Below are 3,437 nucleotides of genomic sequence, written 5' to 3' on the forward strand. Positions count from 1 at the left end.
CCGACACGCTTTCAACCTCGGCAAATTTTCCACCGGCAATGGCACAGAAGCACTGACCGCCGCCGCGGTTGATCTCCTGGACCCTGTAAATTGCAAAATCCCTCGCAGCTTTCGCTGCGGGGGATTTGACTGTTTGTCTCAATAGGGAGGGGGCGGCGGCGGATAGGGATATGCGCCTGGAGGAGGCGGTGGCGGGTAAGCCCTGTGCCGCCACGGGACCTTGTTGCCTTTCGTCTGCATGCATTGCGCATAAGCGATATCGTAGCGATGCTGCAGGGAATATTGCGCGCCTGCGCTTGTGTTGGCGCCCACACCCGTTCCCACTACCGCTCCCGACGCGGCACCGATGGCAGCGCCACGTCCACCGCCGACCGCCGCGCCGAGACCAGCGCCAAGAGCTGTGCCCAGAATGCCTTCCCCGATAGCGGTGTTATTTGCCGCCTCGGCGCCGCCGGCAACGCGTTGACTTGCGAACCCTTCGCACACCGACTCGTCAGCCTGGAATGCCTGAAGTGATTTGTTTTGTCCCGGCATTACCGGAACAGTGGGACCCATAGGCGGCGTGACGCAGCCGCTCAGCACGGTTGCCAGCGCTGTCGTCAAAACAATGGCTCGCGTTATCCTCATTGTGATCCTCGCTGACCGTTGGGCGCACCCTGCTCGCCGGGAGGCGGACCTTGTTCGTCATAGCCTGGCGGCGGTCCCTGATCATAACCCGGAGGTGGCGAACCTTGGTTGTAACCCGGCTGCGGACCCTGCCCATACCCTGGTGGAGGGCCTTGGTCGTAACCCGGAGGCGGAGCCTGCTGATAGTCGTATTGCTGCTGATCAGGCGGGGGGCCTTGATCCGGTCCGCTTTCGTCATATCCGGACCCCTGCGCCGGAACCGGGCGCCACGCTCCGTAGCAATAGGGGACATAGGGGTAATACCCGGATGGATTATAGCAGTACCACCACGTAGGCCCGGCTTCGTCGTAAGACGGATCCTCATAGTAATAATCGGAGACGGCGGTCGGATAAGGATAAATTGGCGCCGTGTACCAGAACCACGCACCGCCCGCATTCCACCACCAGCCATACCGGCCGTTATACCAGCGATGATACCAGCGCCCATGCGTCCACGCCGCGCGCTGCACCGACGAGAAATGCGCAAAGCCAATATGGCCGACAATTGCTGCGTGGAGCGGATGGAAGCCAGGCCGACCGAAACCTCGGCCTATCCCCCGTCGCACGGCAGCGTGAAACACGGGGCGTGAGGGCGCATGGATCGCCGCACGGGGCGCGACAGCATGCGCTGCCGGGTGGTGGATGGGTTCTGCCGAGAGCGGCGCCGCAAGCAAAGTGGCGCCTGCAAGCAGCAGGGAAGCGATGGAAAACCGAGGGTGCATGATACCGTTCCGTTGTTCGCCTAACGAGTAGTCTCCGCAAGCTGAACCCCGGATGAACGCGGCAATTGGCGGTTCGACGGCGTGCGGGACAGCGTAGGGAACGGGAGCAGCGCCCTGAGGTTGCAGCAATTCTTCGGGCGAGTGGACAGGCCCCCGGCCTTTGTCCACTCGCCCGTCAAGCGGATCGATCGAATTGTTTGCAGGTTACTTCGCACAGTCGACGATGAGATCGAACTTATAGTCTTCCGGCAGTAGTGTCAGGGTGGCATAGGTGTTGACGTTTATCATGTCCCCTTGCTTGGCAATGACGACGTATCCTGGCGCGAGCGTCTGCGAATCTCCGGCAATAGTCGCGGTCGCTGCGCAATTGTCGACCTTCCTGGCCATTTGCACATAATAAACGCCGGTATTTGGATGACTGGCACTCGTCACGTTGTGCTGTACCTGGACGCTCCCGTCCGAGTTGATCACCGCATATCCCCCGGCCATTTTCTTGCCGGGGGCGTTCTGGGCGAAGCCCGTGCCAGCCGTGAGCGCAAGAAGTCCTGCGACTGCCAGCGTCGTAAAGGCGAGTTTCTGCAACATTGCTTTGTCCCTTCTCTGGATTGGCGGCGCCTGATGGCAGCCACCGTAGCAATGGCCGTAATTCGGGAAGTTGTGATAAGTTGCGATGGACGTAGAGGCGTGACTGATGATTAGTTACCGGCTCCCATCAATTTGTTCCGGGAAGGCGCGCGAAGATTTGTTGATGACATGGGAACGATCAAAAACGACATAAGGCATAATGAGTTAGATGGCCTTCGTAATCATCGCCCAGCTCACTTCTGCCAAACACCGCGTCGTCGCAGTACTCAACAGGCTTACCAATTGGTTACGTTATATCTGAGCATGCAACTTTCGCGCTCCGTGGACCGCGCAGGTATATGCATGCCGCGGCTCCCTGAATTGCCGGGTGCAACATCCTTCGCGGGAGTTGAACGGGTTTGGTGCCGGCTGCAGGGATCGAACCCGCGACCCCGTGATTACAAATCACGTGCTCTACCAGCTGAGCTAAGCCGGCCCCAGAACGGGGACATACGCTGCCCGGGGGCGAAAACGCAACAGGTTCGGAGGGCTCTGGCGGGTTGGACGCCGCGCCGCACTTCGGTATGGTGGCGGCCCGCGGGGTTTATCGCACATTCTTGGTCGTTCATGAATTCCATCCTGGTCACCAGCGCGCTTCCTTACATCAATGGCGTCAAGCATCTGGGCAATCTTGTGGGCTCGATGCTCCCGGCGGATGTGTTCGCGCGCTTCCAACGAGCGCGAGGGCGCAACACGCTTTATATCTGCGCCACCGACGAGCATGGCACGCCGGCCGAACTTGCGGCGCTCGAGGCGGGGCAGGATGTCGCCGCCTATTGCACAGAGCAGCACGAGATCCAGAAGGAATTGGGTGCGCGTTTCGGATTATCCTGGGACTTCTTCGGTCGCTCCTCGCGCCGGCCGAATCATGAACTGACCCAGCAATTTGCCCGTGCACTTTGGGCCCGCGGCCATCTCGAGGTGCGTACCACCAGGCAGGTCTATTCCAAAGCCGACCGCCGCTTCTTGCCCGATCGCTATGTTATCGGCACCTGTCCGCATTGCGGTTACGAACGGGCGCGCGGCGATCAGTGTGAGAACTGCACGCGGGTGCTTGATCCCGTGGATCTGGTCAACCCGCGGTCGGCACTCTCCGGCGCCACGGACATCGAGATACGCGACAGCGCGCACCTCTTTCTGAAGCAATCGCAATTCGTCGACGAACTGCGCACCTGGGTGAACAACCACCGCAATGATTGGCCCATCCTTGTTACCTCGATTGCGCATAAGTGGCTGGACGAGGGTTTGCACGACCGCGGTATCACGCGCGACCTTGAGTGGGGCATTCCCGTGCCGGACGACATTGGCGACGGGCAGCTTCAGGGCAAGGTCTTCTACGTCTGGTTCGATGCGCCGATCGAATACATCGGGGCCACGCGGGAATGGGCAGAGGCCAGCGGCAAAGGCGAGTCGTGGCGCGACTGG

General features: G+C 60.6%; 4 protein-coding genes and 1 tRNA gene. 1 reads left to right on the plus strand and 4 read right to left on the minus strand.

What is annotated here, in order from left to right; translation table 11 throughout:
* Positions 1–138 precede the first annotated feature (138 nt).
* The 4 genes from VGG64_25455 to VGG64_25470 all read right to left on the minus strand — a co-directional run bounded on the left by VGG64_25455 (position 139) and on the right by VGG64_25470 (position 2,448).
* The gene (locus VGG64_25455) at positions 139–627 is read right to left on the minus strand and encodes a hypothetical protein (protein HEY1602978.1); all 489 of its coding nucleotides are present in this window, start codon (positions 625–627) and stop codon (positions 139–141) included.
* Entirely contained in the window at positions 624–1,232 is a 609-nt protein-coding gene (locus VGG64_25460; protein ID HEY1602979.1) for a hypothetical protein, read from the minus strand. Before VGG64_25460 ends, VGG64_25455 begins: the two co-directional genes overlap by 4 nt.
* A gap of 360 nt (positions 1,233–1,592) precedes the next feature.
* The gene (locus tag VGG64_25465; protein ID HEY1602980.1) at positions 1,593–1,973 is read right to left on the minus strand and encodes a hypothetical protein; all 381 of its coding nucleotides are present in this window, start codon (positions 1,971–1,973) and stop codon (positions 1,593–1,595) included.
* A 399-nt stretch (positions 1,974–2,372) separates the two neighbouring features.
* Positions 2,373–2,448, minus strand: a tRNA-Thr gene (locus VGG64_25470).
* 131 nt (positions 2,449–2,579) lie between these two features.
* Here VGG64_25470 and VGG64_25475 point away from each other — a divergent pair.
* A partial coding sequence (locus tag VGG64_25475; protein ID HEY1602981.1) for a class I tRNA ligase family protein occupies positions 2,580–3,437 on the plus strand: 858 nt, incomplete at its 3' end.

The organism is Pirellulales bacterium (assembly GCA_036490175.1).
Taxonomy (GTDB): Bacteria; Planctomycetota; Planctomycetia; order Pirellulales; family JACPPG01; genus JACPPG01.

Excerpts from the sequence above, each read along its gene's own strand:
- VGG64_25455 (HEY1602978.1), bottom strand. The coding sequence starts at position 627 with ATGAGGATAACGCGAGCCATTGTTTTGACGACAGCGCTGGCAACCGTG.
- VGG64_25465 (HEY1602980.1), bottom strand. The coding sequence starts at position 1,973 with ATGTTGCAGAAACTCGCCTTTACGACGCTGGCAGTCGCAGGACTTCTT.